Annotated in this window: 27 protein-coding genes and 1 pseudogene; 21 read left to right on the top strand and 7 right to left on the bottom strand. The window is 40.7% G+C overall.

The genetic code is table 11. The features are described from left to right. Positions 1-60 precede the first annotated feature (60 nt). Complete coding sequence (adeT2, locus tag J678_RS15545; RefSeq protein WP_031955920.1) at positions 61-1,047, top strand: putative multidrug efflux protein AdeT2; 987 nt, start codon at positions 61-63, stop codon at positions 1,045-1,047. A 43-nt stretch (positions 1,048-1,090) separates the two neighbouring features. Here adeT2 and plsB read toward each other — a convergent pair whose 3' ends face one another. After that, positions 1,091-3,664 (bottom strand): glycerol-3-phosphate 1-O-acyltransferase PlsB, encoded by a 2,574-nt coding sequence (plsB, locus tag J678_RS15540; protein WP_031955919.1) that lies wholly within the window; start codon positions 3,662-3,664, stop codon positions 1,091-1,093. 275 nt (positions 3,665-3,939) lie between these two features. Between plsB and J678_RS15535 the strand changes: the two genes are divergently transcribed. Together J678_RS15535 and J678_RS15530 are read left to right on the top strand one after the other, a co-directional pair. Beyond that, positions 3,940-4,812, top strand: a complete 873-nt coding sequence (locus J678_RS15535; RefSeq protein WP_031955917.1) for an acyl-CoA thioesterase — start codon at positions 3,940-3,942, stop codon at positions 4,810-4,812. 106 nt (positions 4,813-4,918) lie between these two features. Further along, on the top strand, positions 4,919-6,184 hold the full coding sequence (locus tag J678_RS15530; protein ID WP_002000599.1) for a dicarboxylate/amino acid:cation symporter: 1,266 nt from the start codon (positions 4,919-4,921) through the stop codon (positions 6,182-6,184). 45 nt (positions 6,185-6,229) lie between these two features. Here the strand turns inward: J678_RS15530 and J678_RS15525 are convergent, their stop codons facing one another. From J678_RS15525 to J678_RS15500, 6 genes are all read right to left on the bottom strand, one after another. Continuing rightward, positions 6,230-7,180, bottom strand: a complete 951-nt coding sequence (locus tag J678_RS15525) for a metal-dependent hydrolase (RefSeq protein WP_080754110.1) — start codon at positions 7,178-7,180, stop codon at positions 6,230-6,232. Between the two features lie 123 nt (positions 7,181-7,303). Further along, positions 7,304-8,080 carry a ribosome biogenesis GTP-binding protein YihA/YsxC gene (gene yihA / locus J678_RS15520; protein WP_001254456.1) on the bottom strand — a complete coding sequence of 259 codons (777 nt, stop codon included), beginning with the start codon at positions 8,078-8,080 and terminating at the stop codon, positions 7,304-7,306. Between the two features lie 108 nt (positions 8,081-8,188). Beyond that, the gene (locus tag J678_RS15515) at positions 8,189-8,626 is read right to left on the bottom strand and encodes an RrF2 family transcriptional regulator (RefSeq protein ID WP_001176605.1); all 438 of its coding nucleotides are present in this window, start codon (positions 8,624-8,626) and stop codon (positions 8,189-8,191) included. 85 nt (positions 8,627-8,711) lie between these two features. Beyond that, the gene (locus J678_RS15510) at positions 8,712-9,476 is read right to left on the bottom strand and encodes a globin domain-containing protein (RefSeq protein WP_031955913.1); all 765 of its coding nucleotides are present in this window, start codon (positions 9,474-9,476) and stop codon (positions 8,712-8,714) included. Between the two features lie 145 nt (positions 9,477-9,621). Next, the gene (locus tag J678_RS15505; protein ID WP_031955912.1) at positions 9,622-11,157 is read right to left on the bottom strand and encodes a helicase HerA-like domain-containing protein; all 1,536 of its coding nucleotides are present in this window, start codon (positions 11,155-11,157) and stop codon (positions 9,622-9,624) included. A gap of 43 nt (positions 11,158-11,200) precedes the next feature. Continuing rightward, on the bottom strand, positions 11,201-12,391 hold the full coding sequence (locus J678_RS15500) for a PLP-dependent transferase (RefSeq protein WP_031955911.1): 1,191 nt from the start codon (positions 12,389-12,391) through the stop codon (positions 11,201-11,203). A gap of 168 nt (positions 12,392-12,559) precedes the next feature. On the opposite strand from J678_RS15500, the gene J678_RS15495 reads away from it, so the two are divergent. The 18 genes and pseudogenes from J678_RS15495 (at position 12,560) to rplF (ending at position 21,176) form a co-directional block, all read left to right on the top strand. After that, the gene (locus tag J678_RS15495) at positions 12,560-13,288 is read left to right on the top strand and encodes a type 1 glutamine amidotransferase (protein ID WP_004711809.1); all 729 of its coding nucleotides are present in this window, start codon (positions 12,560-12,562) and stop codon (positions 13,286-13,288) included. Between the two features lie 252 nt (positions 13,289-13,540). Further along, the gene (rpsJ, locus tag J678_RS15490; protein ID WP_000070912.1) at positions 13,541-13,852 is read left to right on the top strand and encodes a 30S ribosomal protein S10; all 312 of its coding nucleotides are present in this window, start codon (positions 13,541-13,543) and stop codon (positions 13,850-13,852) included. A gap of 57 nt (positions 13,853-13,909) precedes the next feature. Continuing rightward, positions 13,910-14,548 carry a 50S ribosomal protein L3 gene (gene rplC / locus J678_RS15485; protein ID WP_002049740.1) on the top strand — a complete coding sequence of 213 codons (639 nt, stop codon included), beginning with the start codon at positions 13,910-13,912 and terminating at the stop codon, positions 14,546-14,548. An 11-nt stretch (positions 14,549-14,559) separates the two neighbouring features. Continuing rightward, the gene (gene rplD / locus J678_RS15480) at positions 14,560-15,162 is read left to right on the top strand and encodes a 50S ribosomal protein L4 (protein WP_002049755.1); all 603 of its coding nucleotides are present in this window, start codon (positions 14,560-14,562) and stop codon (positions 15,160-15,162) included. Then, entirely contained in the window at positions 15,159-15,479 is a 321-nt protein-coding gene (rplW, locus tag J678_RS15475) for a 50S ribosomal protein L23 (protein ID WP_002049693.1), read from the top strand. Before rplD ends, rplW begins: the two co-directional genes overlap by 4 nt. Before the next feature lie 11 nt (positions 15,480-15,490). After that, positions 15,491-16,315 carry a 50S ribosomal protein L2 gene (gene rplB / locus J678_RS15470; RefSeq protein WP_002049686.1) on the top strand — a complete coding sequence of 275 codons (825 nt, stop codon included), beginning with the start codon at positions 15,491-15,493 and terminating at the stop codon, positions 16,313-16,315. A gap of 13 nt (positions 16,316-16,328) precedes the next feature. Continuing rightward, positions 16,329-16,604 carry a 30S ribosomal protein S19 gene (gene rpsS / locus J678_RS15465; protein ID WP_001138119.1) on the top strand — a complete coding sequence of 92 codons (276 nt, stop codon included), beginning with the start codon at positions 16,329-16,331 and terminating at the stop codon, positions 16,602-16,604. An 11-nt stretch (positions 16,605-16,615) separates the two neighbouring features. Next, the gene (gene rplV / locus J678_RS15460) at positions 16,616-16,945 is read left to right on the top strand and encodes a 50S ribosomal protein L22 (protein ID WP_001982638.1); all 330 of its coding nucleotides are present in this window, start codon (positions 16,616-16,618) and stop codon (positions 16,943-16,945) included. Position 16,946: 1 nt separating this feature from the next. Then, positions 16,947-17,763, top strand: a pseudogene (gene rpsC, locus J678_RS15455) (30S ribosomal protein S3). After that, positions 17,703-18,116, top strand: a complete 414-nt coding sequence (gene rplP / locus J678_RS15450) for a 50S ribosomal protein L16 (RefSeq protein ID WP_002049688.1) — start codon at positions 17,703-17,705, stop codon at positions 18,114-18,116. Before rpsC ends, rplP begins: the two are co-directional and overlap by 61 nt. Next, positions 18,116-18,313 carry a 50S ribosomal protein L29 gene (rpmC, locus tag J678_RS15445; protein ID WP_000849928.1) on the top strand — a complete coding sequence of 66 codons (198 nt, stop codon included), beginning with the start codon at positions 18,116-18,118 and terminating at the stop codon, positions 18,311-18,313. Before rplP ends, rpmC begins: the two co-directional genes overlap by 1 nt. After that, positions 18,310-18,567, top strand: coding sequence for a 30S ribosomal protein S17 (gene rpsQ / locus J678_RS15440; RefSeq protein WP_001291845.1), 258 nt, complete (start codon positions 18,310-18,312; stop codon positions 18,565-18,567). Before rpmC ends, rpsQ begins: the two co-directional genes overlap by 4 nt. A gap of 92 nt (positions 18,568-18,659) precedes the next feature. Then, a complete protein-coding gene (rplN, locus tag J678_RS15435) occupies positions 18,660-19,028 on the top strand; it encodes a 50S ribosomal protein L14 (RefSeq protein ID WP_001982634.1) in 369 nt (122 codons plus the stop codon). Between the two features lie 9 nt (positions 19,029-19,037). Beyond that, the gene (rplX, locus tag J678_RS15430; RefSeq protein WP_002049703.1) at positions 19,038-19,355 is read left to right on the top strand and encodes a 50S ribosomal protein L24; all 318 of its coding nucleotides are present in this window, start codon (positions 19,038-19,040) and stop codon (positions 19,353-19,355) included. 15 nt (positions 19,356-19,370) lie between these two features. Then, positions 19,371-19,907: a 50S ribosomal protein L5 gene (gene rplE, locus J678_RS15425; protein ID WP_002049698.1), complete on the top strand. Its 537-nt coding sequence runs from the start codon at positions 19,371-19,373 to the stop codon at positions 19,905-19,907. Between the two features lie 9 nt (positions 19,908-19,916). After that, positions 19,917-20,222, top strand: a complete 306-nt coding sequence (gene rpsN / locus J678_RS15420; RefSeq protein ID WP_002049689.1) for a 30S ribosomal protein S14 — start codon at positions 19,917-19,919, stop codon at positions 20,220-20,222. 11 nt (positions 20,223-20,233) lie between these two features. Then, a complete protein-coding gene (gene rpsH, locus J678_RS15415) occupies positions 20,234-20,629 on the top strand; it encodes a 30S ribosomal protein S8 (RefSeq protein WP_002049732.1) in 396 nt (131 codons plus the stop codon). A 13-nt stretch (positions 20,630-20,642) separates the two neighbouring features. Continuing rightward, entirely contained in the window at positions 20,643-21,176 is a 534-nt protein-coding gene (gene rplF / locus J678_RS15410; protein WP_002049709.1) for a 50S ribosomal protein L6, read from the top strand. Positions 21,177-21,186 lie beyond the last annotated feature (10 nt).

Raw genomic sequence — 21,186 nt, 5'->3', positions numbered from 1 at the left:
ATAACAACAGAAATACCTGATGAGGCAGTTAAATTGCCGATAAAGATAAAAAGGTTAAAAGTGAAAAAATTTTGTTTAGCTCTCTTTTTGAGTGTAACGTCAGTTACGAGTTGGGCTGGGGATCAGGTGTGGTGTGCATATGATCCAGCGGGTACCCAAGGGGATATTACGCGTCGACTAAATGACATTCGTTTATATGCTCAGCAATATCAGGTTAAATTCAAAGTCGTTAGTTATCAAAAAGAGCAACAAGCCATTCAAGCCTTTGATGCGGGTAAATGCTCAGGCTTAGCAGCCAGTAACTTTAATACTTATCAGTATAATCATTTTATGGGTAGTACCTCAGGTATTGGTCTTATACCCAATAACCGGACTGCACGAAATCTATTGCAGCTTTTAAATCATCCTACAATTGAGAAAAGATTAATTAATAAAGACTATGAAGCAGTCGGCATGATTCCGGTTGGAACTGCAAATATGGTCATGAAAACCAAAAAAATATCAAAAGTGGCACAGCTTAGAGGCCAACGAATTGGAGTTCTGGCCAATAATCCGCCACAACAAGCTTTGGTGAGAAGTGTAGGTGCGCAGCCGGTATATGTTGATTTATCGAATGCGATTGCGCAATTTCAACAAAATAAAATCGATATTATGCCAGCGCCTGTTTATGGTCTTTTGCCTTATAACTTACAGAAAGATTTTGGGCCAGATACTCAGGTGATTAATTTTCCTCTGGCGTATTTCGGGGTAAATTTAATTATTAAACCCCAAGATTATCCAGCCAATTTTGGACGAAAAATTCGGGCTTGGTTTGTTCAAAATAGTCAATTATTAACAAATCGAGCTATACAATGGGAAAACCATTTACCAGCCTATTATTGGGTTGACGTTTCTTTTTACGAAAAGCAGAGCTATGACATTATGGTGGCAAAAATACGCAATCAATATGTTCGCTCCGGTTATTACGATGCCTACTTTGTGGAGCTAATGAAACGCTTACGTTGTATTGATGATCCGCGTTACTTTGAATGTCCAATGAGTAGATAAAATAAAAGGCAACTTAAGTTGCCTTTTATTTTATATGAAGATTCTAAGCTTTTTTACGTTTTAAACGGCGTTTAGCTTGCTGAGAAGCCATTGCTTCAAGAGCTTCTTTTAACTCTTCATCAGTAAAGGTCGTGATGTGTTGCAACATTTGTAATGTCACTTCATCAAGCACCAACTGTGCGCCTGCTGCCATTTGACGGAAATTATCATCAAACTCGATTTGGCCTTGGTCATTCGTTCGAATGTAGTTTTGTTGAGTTAAAACTTTGATAAAGCTTTGGAACAATGCTTTGTCAAAGAATTCAGGAGAGTTAAATTCATAAAGGACTGATAAACGTTGTCCTAATAAATGACTTAATTCTTCAACTTGTTTTGCTGAAATATTGCCTGAACCACGCTGAGTGATTAAAGCTAAAGTCATGTAATAACGTTCAAGGCTTTGTTTAACAGGTGTTGCTAATACAACAAGCTGATTATGCTCTTCAGTATTCGGTGCAGAGCTGATTAAATTGCCTTCGTCATCTTGTTGAATAAGATTTGATTGAACCAATGCATCTGCATATTGCTCAATCTGTTCTTTAAGTTCGCTACTTTTCCATTTAAGGAATAGTTCGGCTTTTAAGAATGGATAAAGCGTATAGATAACATTGCTTAAATCAGCACGGCTAATTTTCCCGTTATGTTCAACAAGAGATGCAATCAATGAAGGTAAAACGAATGCATGCAAAATGTTATTACGGAAATAGGTGAGGAGAACCGCTTGGTTATCTTCAATCGCAATAATGTCACCAAGGGCATGCTGTACGCGCTTAATCAATTTAAGCTTTAAGCCATAAGCAATAATTTCCTTGCCAGATAGCGGCGTCACTTCTGTGCGCTGATCGTAAGGGAAATTTGATGCTAAATTGCGGTAAGCTTCAAGCTGCTTAATGCAGATTTCTTCATCAAGCGTATGCTTTGGTGTTGCAAGCAAAATAATTGAGAGTAAAGAAACCGGATTAATCACTACCGCACGGTTAATATTTTCTAAAATCGCATTTGCAGAACTGTTTACTGCTTCTGAAACAGCAGGTGGCACTGGGTCATCGTTCTTTTCAATATAAACGTTCTCAGCATTATGCTGTTTAAGCAAGTCATCTAGAAAAACAGGTTCACCAAAGTTAACGTGTACTTTACCGAAAATACGTTCAATTTTTCGGAGTGTTTTTAAAATACCAAAAATAGACTCGGCTTCTTTTGGCTTACCTTGCATTTCGCCTACATAGGTTGAACCTTCCATAAGGCGCTCATAACCAATGTAAGTTGGCACAAATACAATCGGCTTGGCACGGCCACGTAAATGACTATGGACTGTCATTGCGAGCATGCCGGTTTTCGGTGGTAATAAGCGGCCTGTACGCGAACGTCCACCTTCAATAAAGTATTCAAGTGGTGTGTTGCGAGAAAGAATACTATATAAATATTCTTTAAATACAGAAGTATAAAGGCCATTACCACGGAAAGAGCGGCGAATAAAGAAGGCACCGCCACCACGTAAAAGCTGACCAACAAAAGGTAAGTTTAGGTTGTCGCCCGCAGCAATATACGGAACCATCAAGCCACGTTTATAAATCACATAAGATAGTAGTAAGTAGTCAATGTGGCTACGGTGACATGGTGTGTAAACAATTTCATAGTCTTTTGCAAGCTCTCGGACAGTACTGAAGTTATGAACTTCTACGCCGTCATAAAGCTGAGTCCATAGACGTGTTAATGCCAAATCTGCAAAACGTACTGCTGAGTGAGAATAATCAGATACGATTTCATTCACATAACCAATTGCACGGCGCTCTGCTTCAAGCATGCTGATTTTACCGCGAATACTTTCGCGTCGAATGGCTTCTTGAACATCACGAGACTTTAATACCGACTGCATGACATTGCGGCGGTCAGATAAGTCAGGGCCTAAAACAACTTCACGTTGACGATCAAGGTAGTCATTTAAAGTGCTAACAATATAAGTCGCTGGCGAAAGGTTCGGATAATGCTTCTGAGCATATTCAACGAGGTCACGTAAAGACTGTGGTTCATGGAATTCCAAATAAGATTGGCGACCATGCAAACCAATATTTACAAGCTGTTTAACTGTACTTGGTGTTGCCCATGTATCTGAGAATAACAACTTAAACCAAGAGTCTTCTTTATCTGGAGAACGACCCCATAAAACGGTTACCGGAACCAGTTCTATGTCGAGTTCAGGATTTGCTTGCAAAACTTCGATCAGTTTAATTAAACGTGGCGGAAAAGCATGAGGAGGGGGATTCAGTAGGTTATTTTCATCATTGTGTTGTAAAAATAAAACTGAAGCTTTTTCCTGATGAGTACCGATGACTAATGGATCTAGCGCTGGCTTTAAATTTAAGCGGCGAGTTTCCCCATCTACCACTAAAGCATTACTGCGAGAATGGTTTTGCAAGACATAGCACACTACTTTTTGGCGCTCGGTCTTCGCTTCTTTTTCTGTTATTGCTGATACTGGTTCAGTAGGAACTTCCCCAAGAACATGTGGTGTTACCACGAGGTCAAGTAGTTTACTCGAAAGCCGACGATACATTTGACCAAACCCACTCTTGGACATAAGAACTCCTACTTCTTAAAGACAAATCCCGGCACCAAAGGCAGAGGGTAAATATTTTGCGGTATTTATTAAAAAAAACAATATGCTATTTTCTGATAAATTATAATTCTTTTGGCATTTTTTATCGTTAAAAATCGTATTTTTAGCTGTTTTAAGGGCAATGTTTGTCAGAAGTTGACTGATTGTTCCATGTACAAATAGTTTTTTATGGCACAATAGATTCTACACATCTGTCCTTTAATACCAATTTTGCCTGCAATATGAAGGTATCTCTCATGAATGCGTTAACCCAAGAACTGGTTGAGCTGCTCACTTTAGAAAAGCTTGAAGAAAATATTTACCGTGGAATTAGCCGTAATTTGGTCGGTAAACGTGTTTTTGGAGGTCAGGTTCTCGGTCAAGCATTACGTGCTGCTTCTTACACAACTGATCGTCCTGCGCATTCTCTGCATGCCTACTTTTTATATGGTGGTGATATTAATGCTCCAATCATCTATGAAGTAGACCGTTTACGTGATGGCAAAAGCTTTGTCAGCCGTCAAGTTCGGGCAATTCAGCATGGACGAGTTATTTTCTCGGCAATGGTGTCTTTTGCTAACCCTGAAGAAGGCTTGAACTATCAGCATCCAGAACCAGATTACCCAACTCCTGAAGCGCTAAAATCGGAAAGTGAGCTGAAAGAAGGTATCCTGAATTTTGTACCGGAAAATGTTCGTGCAAGTTTTATGCGTGAGCGTCATGTTGAAATCCGTCCGATTGATCCAGTCAATCCGTTTCAACCACAACCGGAAGCGCCTTTCAATGCGCACTATATCCGTACCCATGACCGTATTCCAAAACAGCTAGATGACATTTCATTGCATCAAGCAATTGTAGCGTTTTACTCAGACTTTACTTTGATGACAACAGCTTTAAGACCACATGGCTTAAGTTATATTTCTCCGAGTTTGCAATGTGCCAGTATTGATCATGCGATTTATTTCCATCGCCCACTTCGTGCTGATGAATGGATGCTCTATGACATGGAAGCTACAGTTAGTGCGGCTTCTCGCGGTTTAAACTTTGGCCGTATGTGGCAAAATGGCCAACTCGTATGTAGTACGGTGCAAGAGGGTTTGATGCGTTTACGGGAAATTGAAACTCAATAAATAACGATGAGCCATCTGAAAAGATGGCTTTTTTATTTTTAATTGAAACGATGTGACAAAAAATTGCTCGAATGAAAAGCAAGCTCATGTCATATTTACAAAAGGATTGCCTACTGAAAAAAATAATGTTGATATGAACTTAAATACACAAATTCTGATTGCTGCCATTTTAGGTTTAGCCTTTGGCTTCCTACTTACCATGTATCCGGACACTGCTTTTGTAAAGCACAGTTTATATGGATTAGGCATATTAAGTAGTGTTTTTATTGGGCTACTTAAAATGTTGTTGGTGCCATTAATTTTTAGTTCTATTGTGGTTGGAGTTTCAAATTTGCAGGCAGGTGGACAATTAGGCCCGGTTTGGAAAATCACATTCTTGTGTTGTATCACCACCACCACCTTGGCCTTAATTTTAGGTATTAGCTGTGCTCATTTGTTTGAGGTCGGGCGAGGTGTAGATATTTCAATTTTTCAGGCATCTATGCAAAGCTATCAAACACCAGATAGTTTAAACCCGGCAACTTTCTTCACTAATTTTATTCAAAATACTTTAATTAACCCATTTAAAGCTTTTAGTGACGGGAATGTTTTAGCTGTCGTCGTGTTTGCTCTATTTGTGGGTGTTGCTTTAGTTCATGGTGGCGAACGTTTTAAAAGTATTCGGGTATTGAGTCATCAGTTTTTTGAAATGATGATGATGCTAGTAGGCTGGGTAATGAAATTGGCGCCGTTAGGTATTTTTGCCTTACTCGCTAAATTAATGGCTACCGAAGACATTTCAGTATTAAGCCGATTGGCGGAGTTTGCTGCTGTGGTAACAGGTACTACTATTTTTCATGGCGCTGTTGTTTTACCGCTACTGCTTTGGATTTTTGGTCGTATGAGCCCTTGGACTTTCTTCAAAGGCACACGTACAGCTTTAATTACCGCATTTGCAACGAGCTCTAGCTCTGCCACTATGCCGTTGAGTATGAAATGCGCACAGGAAAACTTAGGTGTTCGTCCTCAAACCGCGGGTTTTGTGATTCCATTGGGTACACAGCTCAATATGGATGGTACAGCTTTATATGAGGCTGCTGCCGCGCTCTTTGTGGCAAATCTAGTTGGACTAGATTTAAACCTGACACAACAAATTGTAGTATGCCTAACCGCAATGATCGCATCACTTGGAGCACCAGGAATTCCAAGTGCGGGTATGGTTACCATGATTATGGTATTACAGTCTGTGGGTTTACCTGCCGAAGCAATTGCGATTTTACTTCCAATCGATCGTTTACTCGATACGGTAAGAACGGTTGTAAATGTGCAGGGAGATATGATGATTAGTGTGGTAGTAGATCGATATACCAAAGATAAAGATATCAGTATCTAATCTCTAAATAAAAAAAGCAGGATTTATATCCTGCTTTTTTTTATTTTAAGCTGCTTGTAATTCAGCTCTTTTGGCTGCTGGCGACTGCGATAAATAACTTACCGCATCTTCAGTGCTACCTTCTTTAACTGGATCATACCACGGCATGAGGTAGTCAATTTGCTGAGCAATAAGCCAGATTGGGTTTGGTAAAACCTGATTATCTTTTCGGCTGATTTTATACCATTCTAGAGCAACCCAAGCTGGGAAAAATCTAGATTTGGCAGCATCAGCAAAACGTGGATCTTGCTTCATAATATGTGCAGCGCCGTCTACCCATAGTCCTAACACAAGCACAATCACTGCAAGACTTAAATAATAGCGCGGGATATAACCACCTCCTAAATGGCGATATAAATCGAAAGCAACCGTGCGATGTTCAATTTCTTCTGAACCATGCCATTTTACCAAGTCTACCATTTCTGGATCTGCGCCTAACTCTTCCCAACGTTTGTTATAAAGCGCATAGTTACCTAGGACACATGTCATGTGCTCAACTGTCGCGATAACACCTAAACGGAATAAATCCCATTGCTCTTGCAAGAATTGCGGAACTTCTTTGTCAAAAGGCTTATCTGCCAAAGCAGTGGTAAATAGATAATTCATAATGTCCAGATTTCTCTGGATATCAATATTGCGTGCACTTAAATATTCTTTATTGGCAGAAGTATGTGCGTTTGCATGCATTGCTTCTTGGCGAATAAATGCTTGTACATCCTGTTTAAGTTTTTCATCAGTAATACGAGGTAAAACCTTGTTATAGAGCCGGCAAAACCAGAACTCTCCAGCAGGCAAGATATTGTTAATTTCATTAATAAAATAACTTGCAAACGGTTGGTTTGGAATCCAGTCTACAGGGGTATCTTTCCAGTCAAATTTTACCTTGCGTGGAAGAATTTTATAATCAATAGAAGAACCTAAAGCCTTATTCTTCAAAAAAGATAGCAATTTCATCATTTAGTCCTGATTTTTAACTCGATGAAGTTATGATGAGTATAAAAAAAGCCCCTACATTTGTGTTTAGCAATAGGGGCCAATTGAATATAAATTTAATGAAGAAATTGTATCTGTTTTGACGATTTACTCTTCTGCATCCTCATCGCTTGCTTCTGGGATTGCATCAACGTCAAATTCTGGCTGTTGTTCAAGCGTAAAATGTAGACGTCCAGCCATCACACTTGCTAGCTCTTCTAAACCTAGTTTATTTAATGAAGAAAAAAGCTGAATCGAGAAATCAAGCTTCATTTTTTTCAGTTGTTGTTTAACTTCAAGCAATACTTTGTTCGCTGGGCCGCGGTTCAGTTTGTCTGCTTTGGTTAAAAGAATATGAACAAATAAATGGCGTGAATAAGCCCACTCTAGCATCATCATGTCAAAGTGCTGTAAAGGGTGGCGAATATCCATGAGTAAAACCAAACCTTGTAAACTTTTACGATGGATTAGATAGTTTTCTAATTCTTTTTGCCATACACGTTTCATATCTTCTGGTACGGCTGCATAACCATAACCAGGAAGGTCAACTAAGCGTTGATCTGGATTACCTAGGCTGAAAAAGTTAATCATTTGCGTGCGCCCAGGTTTTTTGGAGGCACGTGCAAGCTGTTTCTGGTTTGTTAATGCATTAATTGCGCTAGATTTTCCTGCATTTGAACGTCCGGCAAACGCAATCTCGTAGCCGCTATCTTCAACACATAGTGCCAATTTAGGAGCACTCATTAAAAATTCAGCTTGGCGTAACCAGTTTAGAGATTGCACAGCATAGGCTGTAATCGCTGGATCCGGTTTCTTTTCATAACTGATCTTTTGCTTGGGTGCGAGTCTGGCTTTGGTGTCTTTCGATTTTTCACTACGACGCATAAAAAATAACTTTTTAAATGAGAGGGCTCGCGCCTAGTATAAAGGAGCTTGGTTATTCTTGCTAATTTTCAGTAAGCTTGCTTAAAAAGATAAATAGAATAACGGGTACTAGATTTGCAAAAAGGCGATAGGGGAGTGATCTGAAGCGGATTTTGGCTGTTGTAAAACTTCACCTAACGTATATTGATCTAAACTTTGATAAAAGCTTTCCAAAGCTTGATCAAGAATTCCTTTCAAACCACAATGGGAGCGTAAAACACAAGGCGGTGTATTGCATTCAACAATTTGGTGGTCGCCTTGTAAAATTCGGACAATTGTTCCAAGTTTTAAATCTAAAGCTTTTGGATTTAATCGAATTCCACCACCTTTGCCACGGATGGTAATAATCCACTCTTGTTTACCCATAAAATGGACAACCTTCACAAGATGATTTTGCGAAACATATAAATCTTGAGCGATTTCTGCAATCGTGTACGGCGCATCACTTGGACGAGCGACATACATTAATATTCGCAAAGCATAATCGGTAAATTTATTAAGTTGCATGATCACCAAAAACTAAAGGTTAAGAGGTTGATCATCTTAGCCTGAAAGTCTAAAGAATAAAACTTTCAGGCCAGAGCTTTTTAAGTTACAGCGTTAAAGGAGCTGAAACTTGTACTTGATCACCAACGCTATAGTGCTCAAGCAAAATGTTTGAAACAGAGAATTCTGTATGGTTTTCTTCTGGTTGAACATCAAAATGATAAGTATTGTCCTCTTGAGCCTCTGTGAACTTAAATGCTTTTGGTTGTTCAAGCTGTTGGTTAGGTACTTGAACCTTTACAGAAATAAAAGCATTTGCTGGGCTGGTGAGTACATCTTCATGATCAGTTGCCTTTAAAGTAAAGCGTTTGCCAGACTCAAGTGGATCAATTTGTGTGATTTCAAATGAACGCCAGCCAGCCCATCCACCTTTCAAGCTTTCAAGTTGTTCATATTTTTGTTTTTCAACACCAATTAAGATATCTGCCAACTGTAAATAAGCTTGTTTCCACGCTTCAATGAGTTCTGATTCAAATGGAACATTTAAAACTTCACTAATTGAATGAAGTAAGTTGTCACCCACAATTGCATATTGATCTGGCTGAATATCTAAGCTTACGTGTTTGGTGGTAATGCGTTCAACTGCTTTGGCAAGCACCGTAGGATTCTCAATATTTTCAGCATATGCGAGTACAGCTGCTGCAAGGGCTCGAGGTTGGCGCAGGCTGGTCTGATCATCAAGATTAAAAACATTTTTTAATTCTGGGTTGTTATTCAACATACGCTTATAGAAGTATGTAGTTAGAGTAACACCATGTTCACGCAATACAGGTACAGTAGATTTAACGAGTTCAATTTGTTGTGGAGTCATGGCTAGACCTTAATTATCTGGCTATATAAGATGTATTTAAAATACATCTTTAAAATAGTTGTAGCAATAGCTTTTTAATAAAAACCTTAAAAAATTTAAGGGATATAAAATCCCTTAAATTAATATGCTGATTTAAAAATAAATTTTATTTTCCAAATAATGAGCCGAGTAGCCCCCGTACTAATTTTTGGCCAGTACTACCACCTAAGCTGCGAGCAGCACTTTTTGCAAAAGTTCCGACAATATCTTGAGTAAGTTTAGCTCTTTCACGCGCCGCACGTTCCTCTTCTTTTTGCTGTTCACGTGCTAGACGTTCTTGTTGTTTCGCTAAAGTTTCCTGTTCTTTAGCTTGCTGTTTTGCGAGTTCTGCATCTTGTTTTTGCTGTTCCCGTTCAGCCACTTTGTTTTGGAGCATTTCATAGGCACTATCACGATCTACAGCTTGTTCATAAACCCCGGCAATAATACTTTGCGAGATTAAGGTTTGACGCTCTTCTGGAGTGATAGGTGTAAATGAAGAGTAAGGAGGCATAACCCAGCCACGTTCAACAATTTGTGGAGTACCTTGCTCATCTAGACAACTAATAAGTGCCTCACCCACGGCTAGCTGTGTAATTGACTCATCCACTTTAAAATCAGGATTTGAACGGAATGTATCTGCAGCAGTTTTTACTGCTTTTTGATCTTTGGGGGTAAAGGCGCGTAGGGCATGTTGCACACGGTTACCGAGCTGACCTAAAACACTTTCTGGTAAATCAAGTGGGTTTTGAGTGATAAAGTAAATACCGACGCCTTTAGAGCGAATTAAACGTACAACTTGTTCAATTTTTTGTTGTAAAGCTTGACTGGCATTATCAAATAACAAGTGAGCTTCATCAAAGAAAAACACGAGTTTTGGTTTATCCATATCACCAACTTCAGGAAGTTGTTCAAATAATTCAGAAAGCATCCATAACAAGAAAGTGGCGTATAGCTTAGGTGTATTCATGAGCTTGTCTGCAGCAAGAATATTGATATAGCCACGACCATTAGCATCAGTTTGTATAAAGTCTAGAATATTTAAAGCTGGCTCTCCAAAGAACTGGTCTCCACCTTGGTCGGCAAGAGCGAGTAAATTACGCTGAATTGCTCCTAAACTAGCTGGAGATAGATTGCCGTACTCGGCTTTAAATTCTGCCGCATGTTCACTCACAAAGGTGATCATAGCTTTCAGATCTTTAAAGTCGACTAACAGTAATCCTTGATCATCTGCAATGCGGAATACAGCAGATAAAACACCTTCTTGAGTATCATTTAGGTTAAGTATGCGTGCTAATAAAATTGGTCCAATCTCAGAAATAGTGGTCCGAATAGGATGGCCTTGTTGCCCAAATAGATCCCAAAAAATAACGGGATTAGCCGCAAATGGAACACTATCAATTTGTAGAAGCTTTAAGCGTTCATTAAATTTATCCGAGGCCTCGCCAGCTTTTGCAAGACTTGAAACATCACCCTTTGCGTCAGCAAGAAAGACGGGAACACCGATTCGAGAAAAACTTTCTGCAAGAACTTTTAGGGTGACAGTTTTACCTGTACCCGTAGCACCTGCAATCAGGCCATGTCGGTTGGCAAATTGAGAAAGCAAAACAATTTCTTTTGATGTGTCATTAATGTTTTTTGCAATAACAATCGGTGTACCCATATATTTTTATCCCTTGGAGCGAGCCACTATTGATGTTGTCGTTTTACAAATGTTTTAGTGCATTTTCGATATCTTGAATTAAATCTTGAGGATCTTCTAGCCCTATACACAAACGAACCAATAAACCTTGTTGTAAATGTGTATTCTCAAGTTTCCTCATCATTTTTAAATCATAAAGCATAACCAGGCTAACTGGTCCGCCCCAGCTAAAGCCAAGTTTAAATAACTTAAGAGCGTCACAAAAACGGCGTACTGCTGAAATATCATAGTCAGGTTTAAATATGACACTGACTAATCCTGCACTCTTACCTGTAGTGCAAATCTCTTGCCAATATTGATGACCTGGAGAAGCTTTATCGCTTGGATGTAGAACCTGTGCAAATTGAGGCTGTTGCTTTAACCATTCCAATAAGGTTTTTGCATTATCTGATTGCTGTTTATATCGTAGTGATATATGTGCTAGGCTGCGCTGAACTTGTGCTGCATCATCTCCTGAGATAGCAATACCTAGAATGGCATGTGTACGGAACAGGCGGTGATACAGTTTTTCATCACGTGCTACAACACTTCCCATTAAAATATCACCACCACCACTTGGATATTTTGTTAGCGCATGTACGGTTAGATCTACCGACAAATGCTCATCAGAGAAATCAAAAGCATTAAATGCAAGTCCAGCTCCCCAAGTATTATCTAAAGCAGTTACAACTCCATGTGACTTGGCTTTTTTAACAAGTTCTTTAAGATCGGGAAATTCAAGAGTCACTGAACCTGCTGCTTCTAACCATAAGAGCTTGGTTTTTTCAGTCGGTTTAAAACTTGATACATCAATTGAATTATAAATTTTGACACTAATACCATATTGATCTTTTAAGTGATTTAGATGCTCTAGATTTGGGCCATATATATTGTCCGGGACCCAAACTTCATCGCCTGTTGCTAAAAAAGCAGAGTTAACTAAGTTAATTGCAGATAAACCGCTGGGTGCAAGTAAACAGTACAAGCCACCTTCAATTTGAGCAATATTGTCGCCTAAGGTAAATGTGGTTGGCGTACCGTGCGTTCCATAACTGTAATCATAAGGGTCGGTCCAGTGGCGGTCAAAAAGGTGCGTAGTTGATTTAAAAATAATAGTCGATGCACGAAATAAGGGAGGTTGCACAGTTTCAATAAATTGTGGTGCTTTTCGTGGTGCATGAATGAGTCGGGTTTGGAAATTGTTATGCTTTTTCATGGGGCGCTATGCTTTAAATAATAAGATTAGATTAAGAGAAAACTGATTTATTCGCCAGATTTTTGGTTAATTCTAAGATGTTTCGTTACTACTGTAACATTCACTAAAAACTTGGCTTTATTTTTGCAAAGATCAAACCAACATTCTAACAACAATAGGTTTAAGCGCATGAAGTCGCATTTACGTGTTCACTATTTTCAACATATTGCTGGCGAAGGTTTTGGAAGTTGCTATTCGTTTTTAAAAGCGCATCACGCCACTATTAGCTCTACAGAATTCTTTGCACTTCCCGTAGATCGGTCACTTGAAATAGAAGCTTTACCTCGTATTGAAGAAGTTGACTTACTACTAATTATGGGTGGAACCATGAGTGTAAATGACGAGGCAAACTATCCATGGCTTAAAATAGAAAAAAGATGGTTGCGTCGATATTTGGCAGCAGGGAAACCAGCAATAGGTCTTTGCTTGGGTGGGCAGCTAATTGCGAATGCATTGGGTGCAGCAGTAAGCCGTAATCGTTATCAAGAACTAGGATGGTCGACAGTTCAAAGAGTTGCAAACTTACCACAAGAAAGTTTTCCGCTACCTGAAGAAATCAATGTGATGCAGTGGCATAGTGAAACATTTGAAATACCTAAAGGAGCTATACGTTTGGCTGAGAGCATTGCTTGCCGTAATCAAATGTATCAGATTGGGAAAAATGTATTAGGTTTTCAATTTCATCCGGAAATGACACCAGCAGCTTTACAGCTTTTACTGGAAAATGAAGAAGAGCTATCTATTTTTGACGGAGAATATGTTCAATCTGCACATGAACTGCAATCTTCAGAAGCACAGAAATTTGAACAAGGTAATCAACTCTTAAATAAAGCAATTGAGTTTGTAATAAATGCATAGAATGAATTATTAATACGTAGCTAAAGTGGAATTTGAGCAAAAAATAGAAAAAGAGAATTGCATAAGACTTAAACAATCGTTATAATGAGCGACCCTCAAGAAGAGGGCATTTACTGCGAAGAAAGTAGTAAATGTGCATTACAGTCGTGGCATCGATCACGACCTTGGTGATTATCACTGCCTTTGACACTTACCAATAGGTGAGATGCGTCAAAGGTGATTCTTTATATATTTGGCTTGGAGTTTACTGGTATGTCTAACCAGAGAATTCGTATCCGTCTTAAGTCTTTTGATCATCGTCTGATTGATCAATCTGCTCAAGAGATCGTAGAAACCGCTAAGCGTACCGGCGCACAAGTTTGTGGTCCAATTCCGATGCCTACTCGCATCGAACGCTTCAACGTTCTTACTTCACCGCACGTTAACAAAGATGCGCGTGACCAGTACGAAATCCGCACCTACAAACGTTTGATCGACATCGTTCAACCTACAGATAAAACTGTTGATGCATTGATGAAGTTGGATCTTGCAGCTGGTGTTGATGTTCAGATCGCTTTGGGTTAAGGCTTTCGGTTAATTAACGATTAGTTAATTAGGCCGCTTTTTTAGAGGTTTATGCACATGGCTATTGGTTTAGTCGGTCGCAAATGTGGTATGACTCGCATCTTTACAGATGCTGGTGTTTCTGTACCTGTTACAGTCATCGAAGTCGATCCAAACCGCATTACGCAAATCAAAACACTTGAAACTGATGGTTATCAAGCTGTTCAAGTAACTACTGGTGAACGTCGCGAATCTCGCGTAACTAACGCTCAGAAAGGTCACTTCGCGAAAGCTGGTGTTGCTGCTGGTCGCTTGGTTAAAGAATTCCGTGTTACTGAAGCTGAGCTTGAAGGTCGTGAAGTTGGCGGTACTATTGGCGTTGATTTGTTCACAGTTGGTCAAATTGTTGACGTAACTGGTCAATCAAAAGGTAAAGGTTTCCAAGGTGGTGTTAAACGTTGGAACTTCCGTACCCAAGACGCTACTCACGGTAACTCAGTTTCTCACCGTGTATTAGGTTCTACAGGTCAAAACCAAACTCCTGGACGCGTGTTCAAAGGCAAAAAAATGGCTGGTCACTTAGGTGATGAACGCGTAACAGTACAAGGTCTTGAAATCGTATCTATTGACGCTGAACGTTCTGTTTTAGTTGTTAAAGGTGCAATTCCTGGTGCAACTGGCGGTGACGTAATTGTACGTCCTACCATCAAGGCCTGAGGGGAAATACCGTGAATTTGAAAACTGTTTCCGGCTCTGCTGTTGAATTGTCTGAAGTTGCTTTCGGACGTGAATTTAACGAGGCTCTTGTACACCAAGTTGTTACTGCTTATTTAGCAGGTGGTCGTCAAGGTACTCGTGCTCAAAAATCGCGTGCAGACGTTTCTGGCGGTGGTAAAAAACCATTCCGTCAAAAAGGTACTGGTCGTGCTCGTGCGGGTTCTATTCGTAGCCCTATCTGGGTTGGTGGTGGTAAAACTTTTGCTGCTCGTCCACAAGATTGGTCTCAAAAAGTAAACCGTAAGATGTACCGCGGTGCAATGCAATGTATCTTAGCTGAACTTGTTCGCCAAGATCGCCTTGTATTAGTTGAAGAGTTTGCTGTTGCAGCTCCAAAAACTAAAGAATTGCTTGCAAAACTTAACGACTTAAATGCTGCTCGTGCATTAATCGTTACTGACGCTGTAGATGAGAACTTATATCTTGCAGCACGTAACCTTCCACATGTAGATGTGGTGGATGCAACTGCAATCGATCCTGTAAGCTTGATCGCGTTTGATAAAGTTGTGATGTCTGTAGCTGCTGCTAAGAAAATTGAGGTAGAACTCGGATGAACAACGAACGTATCTATCAAGTCCTTAAAGGACCAGTCTTCTCAGAAAAGGCACAAGTTTTAGGTGATACTGTTGGTGTTCAAGTATTTAAAGTAGACATCAATGCTACTAAACTTGAAATCAAAAAAGCAGTTGAAAAACTTTTTGGTGTAGAAGTTGTTAAAGTTAACACAACTATTACTAAAGGTAAGACTAAGCGCTTTGGTCGTACATTAGGACGTCGTTCTGATGTTAAAAAAGCATACGTCACCCTGAAAGCCGGCCAAGATGTTGAAATGGCTGACTTGGGCGATACCGCTGAAAGCGCAGCGGAATAAGGACGAAAATTATGCCGATTCAAAAATGTAAGCCAACGTCTCCAGGACGTCGCTTTGTAGAGAAAGTGGTTCATGACCATCTTCACAAAGGCGCTCCTTACGCACCGTTGGTTGAAGCTAAAAAACGTACTGGTGGTCGTAATAACAACGGTCACATTACTACTCGTCACGTTGGTGGTGGTCATAAACAACACTACCGTATCGTTGACTTCAAACGTAACAAAGACAGCATCCCAGCTGTTGTAGAGCGTATTGAATACGATCCAAACCGTACAGCACATATTGCTTTATTGAAATATGCTGACGGTGAGCGTCGTTATATCATTGCACCTAAAGGTTTACGTGCTGGCGATAAAGTACAATCTGGTAACGATGCTCCAATTCGTCCAGGTAACTGCTTGCCACTTCGTAATATGCCGATCGGTTCTACACTTCATAACGTTGAACTTAAAATTGGTAAGGGTGCACAATTAGCGCGTTCTGCTGGTGCTTCTGTTCAGTTGTTGGGTCGTGATGGTTCTTACGCGATTATTCGTCTTCGTTCAGGCGAAATGCGTAAAGTGCATGTTGAATGCCGCGCTGTAATTGGTGAAGTTTCTAACCAAGAAAACAACCTTCGTTCATTGGGTAAAGCTGGTGCTTCACGCTGGCGTGGTGTTCGTCCTACCGTACGTGGTATGGCGATGAACCCGATTGACCACCCACACGGTGGTGGTGAAGGGCGTAACAAAGGTATTCAACCTGTAAGCCCATGGGGTCAAAAAGCTAAAGGGTACAAGACACGTACCAATAAGCGTACGACTAAGATGATTATTCGCGACCGTCGCGTCAAGTAAAGGAATCTGACTAATGCCTCGTTCTCTGAAAAAAGGCCCATTCGTCGATGCGCACTTGTTCGCTAAGGTTGAAGCGGCTGTTGCTAGTAACTCTCGCAAGCCGATCAAAACTTGGTCTCGTCGTTCGATGATCCTTCCAGATTTTGTTGGTTTAACAATCTCTGTTCATAATGGTCGTAATCACGTTCCAGTAATTGTTACTGAGCATATGGTTGGTCATAAACTCGGTGAATTCGCGCCAACTCGTACCTATCGTGGTCACGGTGTTGACAAGAAATCTAAACGTTAATAGGTGTCATGATGGAAGTAACTGCTAAATTACGCGGTGCCGCTATCTCGGCACAAAAAGCACGTTTGGTTGCAGATCTTATTCGCGGCAAATCTGTTGCGCATGCTTTAAACATCTTAAACTTCAGCAATAAAAAAGCTGCTGTTTTAGTAAAAAAAGCATTGGAATCTGCGATTGCAAACGCTGAACACAATAACAGTTTAGATGTTGACGATCTTAAAGTTTCTACGATTTACGTTGATGAAGGCATGAGCCTTAAACGTATTATGCCACGTGCTAAAGGCCGTGCAGATCGTATTACTAAGCGTACTTGTCACATCACCGTTAAGGTAGGGGTTTGATATGGGTCAGAAGGTTCATCCAATCGGTATCCGCCTAGGTGTTGTGAAACGTCATAACGCTAACTGGTATGCGAATCCGAAACAATACGCTGAATACTTGCTTAAAGATCTTCAAGTTCGTGAGTTTTTAACTAAAAAACTTAAGAATGCGATGGTAAGCAATATTCTTATCGAACGTCCATCAGGCGCTGCTAAAGTAACTATTAGCACAGCTCGTCCTGGTATCGTAATCGGTAAAAAAGGCGAAGATATTGAGAAATTACAGCGCGAACTTACCAGCATTATGGGTGTTCCAGCGCAAGTAAGTATCAACGAAATTGATCGCCCAGACTTAGATGCGCGTTTAGTTGCTGAAGCAATTGCTTCTCAATTAGAAAAGCGTGTTATGTTCCGTCGTGCTATGAAGCGTGCGGTTCAAAACACTATGCGTGCTGGTGCTAAAGGTATCAAAGTTGAAGTGTCTGGCCGTTTAGGTGGTGCAGAGATTGCTCGTACAGAATGGTATCGTGAAGGTCGTGTACCTTTGCATACATTACGTGCAGACATTGACTATGCAACTATGCGTGCAGAAACAACTTACGGTACGATTGGTGTTAAAGTTTGGATTTTCCGTGGCGAGATCTTAGGTGGCATGAAACAAGTCATGAACCCTGCTCCTGCTGAAGATCGTCCAGCTAAACGTGGTCGTGGTCGTGGTGAAGGTCAAGAGCGTCGTGGTCGTCGCGGTGACCGTGCTGCTGACAAGGGAGAATAATCCATGTTGCAACCTAAACGTACCAAATTCCGTAAAGTGCACAAAGGCCGTAACACTGGTCTAGCGCATCGTGGTAGTACAGTATCATTTGGTTCGATTGCAATTAAAGCAACTGAACGTGGTCGTATGACTGCGCGTCAGATTGAAGCTGCACGTCGTACTATTAGCCGCCGTATTAAGCGTGGTGGTAAAATCTTTATTCGCGTATTCCCGGATAAACCAATTACTCAAAAGCCTCTTGAAGTGCGTATGGGTAAAGGTAAGGGTAGCGTGGAATACTGGGTTTGCCAGATCCAACCAGGTAAGATCCTGTACGAAATTGAAGGTGTGAACGAAGAATTAGCGCGTGAAGCATTTGCTTTAGCTGCTGCTAAACTTCCGTTTAAAACCACTATCGTGACTCGGACGGTAATGTAATGAAAACTAAAGATCTACGTGAAAAATCGGTAGAAGAGTTGAAAGCTTTGCTTGATGAGCAGCAGCTTAACCAATTCCGTCTTCGTATGGCGAAAGCAACTGGTCAGTTGGGTAAATCGCACGAAGTGCAAGTTGCTCGTAAGACAATTGCTCGTATTAAGACACTCCTTACCGAAAAACAGGGGAACGGACAATGAGTGAAAAAACAGTCCGCACGTTAACCGGCAAAGTCGTAAGTGACAAAATGGATAAATCTATTGTTGTTCTTATTGAACGCCGCGTTCAACACCCGTTGTATGGCAAGTCAATTCGCCGTTCAACTAAGTTACACGCTCATGATGAGAACAACGTTGCTAAAATTGGTGATGTTGTAACCATTAAAGAAAGCCGCCCAATTTCTAAAACTAAAGCTTGGACTTTAGTGGAAGTAGTTGAAGCAGCTGCTGAGTAATTCGACGTTCTTGTTGCATCATCGGTCAATTTCGAGTACTCTTTGAGCCTTTCGAAATTGTGACCGGTGATGCTCGGTTTTGGAGTAGGGCAATGATTCAAACCGAAACTATGCTCGACGTAGCAGACAACAGTGGTGCTCGCCGCGTACAATGTATTAAAGTACTTGGTGGTTCACATCGTCGTTATGCTTCTGTTGGCGACATTATTAAAGTTACTGTAAAAGAAGCAATCCCACGCGCACGTGTTAAAAAAGGTGACGTGATGAATGCGGTTGTAGTTCGTACTAAATTCGGCATTCGTCGTCCAGATGGTTCTGTGATCCGTTTTGATGATAATGCTGCAGTTATTTTGAACAACAACAAAGCTCCGATTGCTACTCGTATCTTCGGACCAGTGACTCGTGAACTTCGTACTGAACAGTTCATGAAAATCATTTCATTGGCTCCTGAAGTTCTATAAGAGGCAATCATGGCTAAGATTAAAAAAGGCGATCAAGTTATCGTGATCGCAGGTAAAGAAAAAGGCAAACAGGGTACTGTGTTGTCTGTTTCTGAAGACCGCGTTAAGGTTGAAGGCCTTAACTTAGTGAAGAAGCATCAAAAGCCTAACCGTGTAACTGGCGCTGAAGGCGGTGTAGTTACTCAAGAAGCTTCGCTTCATATTTCAAACGTGGCAATTTTAAATGCTACAACCCAGAAGGCTGACCGTGTTGGTTACCAAGTGATTGATGGCGTGAAAACTCGCGTTTATAAATCAAATGGTGAATCAGTGGCGGTAGCGAAGTAATAGGTTGAAAAGGCAATGGCCAGACTTAAAGCACGTTACAACGATGAACTTAAAGCAAAGTTAAAAGAAGAACTTGGCATTAAGAACGTGATGGAAATTCCACGCATCACAAAAATTACCCTAAACATGGGTGTAGGCGCAGCTGCAACTGATAAGAAATTATTAGATGGCGCTGTAGTCGACATGCAATTAATTGCTGGTCAAAAACCAGTAATTACACTTGCTCGTAAATCTATCGCAGGTTTCAAAATCCGTGATGGTTGGCCAATTGGTTGTAAAGTTACTTTACGTGGCGACCAAATGTACGAATTCTTGGACCGTTTGATCTCTATCGCAATCCCTCGTATCCGTGACTTCCGTGGTTTCTCTTCGAAATCATTTGATGGTCGTGGTAACTACTCAATGGGTTTGAAAGAGCAAATCGTTTTCCCTGAAATCGATTTCGATAAGATTGATCGTATTCGTGGTATGGATATTACCATTACTACGACTGCTCGCACCGATGACGAAGGCCGTGCGCTTATGCGTGCATTCGGCTTCCCGTTCAAATAAGAGGTCGATATGGCTAAGAAAGGTATGATTAATCGCGAATTGAAACGCGAAAAAACAGTTGCTAAATACGCTGCAAAACGTGCTGAATTAAAAGCTACAATTGCAAACGTAAACGCAAGTGAAGAAGAGCGTTTCGAAGCGATGTTAAAGTTACAAGCATTGCCACGTAATGCATCTCCGGTACGTCTTCGTAACCGTTGTGGTTTAACTGGTCGTCCTCATGGTTACTTCCGTAAGTTCGGTTTAAGCCGTAACAAATTACGTGACACAGTAATGCAGGGTGATGTACCAGGCGTTGTTAAGGCAAGCTGGTAAGGAGCGACTAAATGAGTATGCAAGATACCGTTGCCGACATGCTAACACGTGTTCGTAACGCACAAATGGCTAAGAAACAAACTGTTTCTATGCCTTCTTCTAAGTTGAAAGTTGCAATTGCAAACGTACTTCAACAAGAAGGTTATATTTCAAATGTAGAAGTTGCTCAAGAAGAGACAAAATCTACTTTGACAATTACTTTAAAATATTTCGAAGGCAAACCAGTTATCGAAATGGTTAAGCGCGTAAGCCGTCCAGGTCTTCGCCAATACCGTGGTAAAGATAAACTTCCAAGCGTTAAGCAAGGTTTAGGTATTGCAATTGTTTCTACAAGCAAAGGCATCATGACTGATCGCGCTGCACGTGCTGCAGGCGTTGGTGGTGAAGTTATTGCTTTTGTTTCTTAATAGGTGATTCCTCATGTCTCGTGTGGCTAAAGCCCCAGTAACTGTACCTAATGGTGTAGCAGTTACTCAGAACGGCCGGCAGGTCGAAGTGAAAGGCAGCAAAGGTACATTGTCTTTCAACCTGCATGCGCTGGTCGAGCTAAAACAGGAAGAAGGTAAACTTCAACTTGCTCCAGTTAAAGAATCGAAAGATGCTTGGATGCAAGCTGGTACTGCTCGCGCTGTATTGAACAACCTTGTAAAAGGTGTTAGCGAAGGCTTCGAACGTAAGTTACAGCTAGTTGGTGTTGGTTATAAAGCTGCGGTTAAAGGTACTGTTGTAAACCTTAACCTTGGTTATTCACACCCAATTGACTACGCTTTACCAGAAGGTGTAACAGCGGAAACTCCAACTGCAACTGAAATCATTTTGAAATCAGCAAACAAGCAGTTGTTAGGTCAAGTAGCGGCAGAAATCCGTGCGTACCGTGCTCCTGAACCATATAAAGGTAAAGGTGTTCGTTATTCGGATGAAGTCATTCTTCGTAAAGAAGCTAAGAAGAAATAAGGCGCGAGGT

This window comes from Acinetobacter sp. 1424608 (assembly GCF_000588255.1).
In the GTDB taxonomy this organism is placed as follows: domain Bacteria; phylum Pseudomonadota; class Gammaproteobacteria; order Pseudomonadales; family Moraxellaceae; genus Acinetobacter; species Acinetobacter nosocomialis.
The sequence above is the reverse complement of the archived record's forward strand: the minus strand, read 5'-3'. Positions and strand labels throughout refer to the sequence as shown.

What these genes read in the sequence shown, in the direction of transcription:
- plsB (WP_031955919.1), bottom strand. Translation starts at nt 3,664, where the DNA reads ATGTCCAAGAGTGGGTTTGGTCAAATGTATCGTCGGCTTTCGAGTAAA.
- J678_RS15535 (WP_031955917.1), top strand. Translation starts at nt 3,940, where the DNA reads ATGAATGCGTTAACCCAAGAACTGGTTGAGCTGCTCACTTTAGAAAAG.
- J678_RS15525 (WP_080754110.1), bottom strand. Translation starts at nt 7,180, where the DNA reads ATGATGAAATTGCTATCTTTTTTGAAGAATAAGGCTTTAGGTTCTTCT.
- yihA (WP_001254456.1), bottom strand. Translation starts at nt 8,080, where the DNA reads ATGCGTCGTAGTGAAAAATCGAAAGACACCAAAGCCAGACTCGCACCC.
- J678_RS15515 (WP_001176605.1), bottom strand. Translation starts at nt 8,626, where the DNA reads ATGCAACTTAATAAATTTACCGATTATGCTTTGCGAATATTAATGTAT.
- J678_RS15510 (WP_031955913.1), bottom strand. Translation starts at nt 9,476, where the DNA reads ATGACTCCACAACAAATTGAACTCGTTAAATCTACTGTACCTGTATTG.
- J678_RS15505 (WP_031955912.1), bottom strand. Translation starts at nt 11,157, where the DNA reads ATGGGTACACCGATTGTTATTGCAAAAAACATTAATGACACATCAAAA.
- J678_RS15500 (WP_031955911.1), bottom strand. Translation starts at nt 12,391, where the DNA reads ATGAAAAAGCATAACAATTTCCAAACCCGACTCATTCATGCACCACGA.
- J678_RS15495 (WP_004711809.1), top strand. Translation starts at nt 12,560, where the DNA reads ATGAAGTCGCATTTACGTGTTCACTATTTTCAACATATTGCTGGCGAA.
- rpsJ (WP_000070912.1), top strand. Translation starts at nt 13,541, where the DNA reads ATGTCTAACCAGAGAATTCGTATCCGTCTTAAGTCTTTTGATCATCGT.
- rplC (WP_002049740.1), top strand. Translation starts at nt 13,910, where the DNA reads ATGGCTATTGGTTTAGTCGGTCGCAAATGTGGTATGACTCGCATCTTT.
- rplW (WP_002049693.1), top strand. Translation starts at nt 15,159, where the DNA reads ATGAACAACGAACGTATCTATCAAGTCCTTAAAGGACCAGTCTTCTCA.
- rplB (WP_002049686.1), top strand. Translation starts at nt 15,491, where the DNA reads ATGCCGATTCAAAAATGTAAGCCAACGTCTCCAGGACGTCGCTTTGTA.
- rpsS (WP_001138119.1), top strand. Translation starts at nt 16,329, where the DNA reads ATGCCTCGTTCTCTGAAAAAAGGCCCATTCGTCGATGCGCACTTGTTC.
- rplV (WP_001982638.1), top strand. Translation starts at nt 16,616, where the DNA reads ATGGAAGTAACTGCTAAATTACGCGGTGCCGCTATCTCGGCACAAAAA.
- rplP (WP_002049688.1), top strand. Translation starts at nt 17,703, where the DNA reads ATGTTGCAACCTAAACGTACCAAATTCCGTAAAGTGCACAAAGGCCGT.
- rpmC (WP_000849928.1), top strand. Translation starts at nt 18,116, where the DNA reads ATGAAAACTAAAGATCTACGTGAAAAATCGGTAGAAGAGTTGAAAGCT.
- rpsQ (WP_001291845.1), top strand. Translation starts at nt 18,310, where the DNA reads ATGAGTGAAAAAACAGTCCGCACGTTAACCGGCAAAGTCGTAAGTGAC.
- rplN (WP_001982634.1), top strand. Translation starts at nt 18,660, where the DNA reads ATGATTCAAACCGAAACTATGCTCGACGTAGCAGACAACAGTGGTGCT.
- rplX (WP_002049703.1), top strand. Translation starts at nt 19,038, where the DNA reads ATGGCTAAGATTAAAAAAGGCGATCAAGTTATCGTGATCGCAGGTAAA.
- rplE (WP_002049698.1), top strand. Translation starts at nt 19,371, where the DNA reads ATGGCCAGACTTAAAGCACGTTACAACGATGAACTTAAAGCAAAGTTA.
- rpsN (WP_002049689.1), top strand. Translation starts at nt 19,917, where the DNA reads ATGGCTAAGAAAGGTATGATTAATCGCGAATTGAAACGCGAAAAAACA.
- rpsH (WP_002049732.1), top strand. Translation starts at nt 20,234, where the DNA reads ATGAGTATGCAAGATACCGTTGCCGACATGCTAACACGTGTTCGTAAC.
- rplF (WP_002049709.1), top strand. Translation starts at nt 20,643, where the DNA reads ATGTCTCGTGTGGCTAAAGCCCCAGTAACTGTACCTAATGGTGTAGCA.